This window comes from Haladaptatus sp., assembly GCF_049589095.1.
GTDB lineage: Archaea > Halobacteriota > Halobacteria > Halobacteriales > Haladaptataceae > Haladaptatus.
The window spans coordinates 1-2,188 of record NZ_JBAWAC010000345.1 but is presented as its reverse complement, the minus strand read 5'-3'; the positions used below and the strand labels follow the sequence as shown (position 1 = coordinate 2,188).

The window sequence follows — 2,188 nt, the reverse complement described above, 5'->3', positions numbered from 1 at the left end:
CGCTCGTTCTCCTCGACTCGCACCACGACGTTCCCCGCGAAGGAAGCGGTGGCGTCGGCACCCTTGTTCGCGACGGCCTCCTCGATGGCCGATTCGAGGTCGACTTCCTCGTGTGCCTGCGGGGGTCGCCATGCCGCCTCGCGGCCGAAGTGGAGGTCGCGGAAGTTCTCGATGACGTTCTCGGCCGTCTTCTTTCCGACACGGGTGAACTCCTCCTGGAGGAAGCCCGAGATGCTGTGGGAGTCGGTCGCGCTGAGCATCTTCAGGAGCGTCCCGAGTTCGACGCCGTGTGGATGCGGGCGGATCTCCTCGGTTTCGGTGGGGAGGCTGGCCCCCTCGGCACGTTCGAACACCATCTCCTCCCCGTTGTCCATCCCGGGTTCCTCGAAGACGATCTTCGCGTGCGGGTTGACGACGGCGGTGTGTTTGATGTATCGGAGGAGTTGCTGGCGGGCGCGCATGTTCGCTTCCATCTCCAGTTCGATACGTGTGCCGTGCGTTCCGACGAGTTCGCGGCCGACCGGCGGCGTGTCGGATTCGGTCTGGATCTCGGGTTCGTTCTCGTCGGTGTCGATGATGAGTTCGAAGTAACGCTGTCGGTCGCTCCCCTTCGGCTTACTCGTGATCTTCGCGGGTTTCCCGCTGGTCAATTGGGAGTAGAGGACGGCGGCCGAGATACCGATACCCTGCTGGCCACGGGATTGCTCGCGCTTGTGGAAGCGCGACCCGTAGAGCAGTTTCCCGAACACTTTCGGGATCTGCTCGCGGGTGATCCCCGGACCCTCATCCTCGACGATGAGACGATAGTAGTCGCCGACCTCCTCGATTTTCACGCGGACGAACGGCTTCAATCGGGCTTCTTCTGAGGCGTCGAGGGCGTTGTCGACCGCCTCTTTGACGGCGGTGACCATCCCCCGGGCACCGCTGTCGAAGCCGAGCATATGCTTGTTCTTCTCAAAGAACTCGGCGATGGAGATCTGTCGCTGGCTTTCGGCCAACTCTTCGGCGATCCCCTCGTCGCCGAGCGTAGACTGCATCGAAGGCATTCTTCGCCAGTATTTATCGGCGGGAACGTTAAAACTGCGCCGATGGTGCGGAGTGAAAGTGAAAGTGAACGCGGAGAGGCGGTTACGCCGTGTTTTTCGACGGTTGGGGATTTCAGCGGGTACGAAACGGGGATGTTTCGAGTCGCCCGGATGCGGTTTTCGTCGTTCGATTGTGGGGACCATCGGTCAAAGGGGCATTTGAGTCATCACCGTGATTTTATCCGTGGAATGCGAGACGTTCCGTATGCATCGCCGACGATTCATCCTCGCGGGGGTGGCTGGCACCGGTGCGTTTGCGGGGTGTCTCGGCCAGTCATCCGACACGTCGACTACGTCGACCGCGTCGGATTCGACCGCCGCTGGTACGACCGATGGGACGCGAACGACGGAAACGAACTCGACTACCGAAACGACCCGAAACCAGGGTGTGACCACGACATCGTCCGCATCGGGAACGGTTCGCGTCGTCACGGTGGCCGACGCCGGTTCGTTCGAAACCGGAGGTATCACCGGGTCGCTCTCGCTCCGGAAGTCGAAAATCACCCACGCGCATACCGCCGAACTGGTCCTCTCGCTCCGGAATCGGTCGTCGGAATCCGTGACCCTCTCGTACGACCGGCCGCGCGGGTTGGACCTCGTCACCGGAACGAAATCGTCGGGAACTGCTCGGGCGTTGCTGGTCGGCGAGGGGACGAACTGGACGCGGACGGACGACTGTTGGGACTGTTGGCGACCTGACGCGCGCGTGCTCGAACGAGGTGTTCCCGATCAGGAACGGTCGATCACGGTTCCGAGTGGGGGGACGTGGGAGAAAACGTATCAACTATGGAACCATCCAGAAAACACGTCCTGTCTCCCTCGGGGAACGTACGAGTTTGCTCGTGTCTTCCGGCGAAACGACGCGAAATCGACGTGGCGGATCTCACTTTCTATCTCCTGAGTGGCGTGGGATAAATCCGGTGTGTCGGATAATTTTACTCTGCTCTACGCGCGCGTGCGTGAACTTTATCAGTGGTGCCTGCCTACTAAAAATCAGAATTTATGAGCGACGGAAATGAGTATAGTGCTGGGCAGATTCAAGTTCTCGAAGGGCTCGAAGCCGTTCGAAAACGCCCAGCGATGTATATCGGTTCTACCGACTC

General features: G+C 60.4%; 2 protein-coding genes. One reads left to right on the top strand and one right to left on the bottom strand.

The features are described from left to right. Positions 1–1,046, bottom strand: a 1,046-nt coding sequence (locus tag WBV42_RS10975) for a DNA topoisomerase VI subunit B (RefSeq protein WP_423986064.1), incomplete at its 3' end; no start/stop codon positions are given. Between the two features lie 244 nt (positions 1,047–1,290). Between WBV42_RS10975 and WBV42_RS10970 the strand changes: the two genes are divergently transcribed. Beyond that, entirely contained in the window at positions 1,291–1,986 is a 696-nt protein-coding gene (locus tag WBV42_RS10970; RefSeq protein WP_423986063.1) for a hypothetical protein, read from the top strand. Positions 1,987–2,188: the final 202 nt, after the last annotated feature.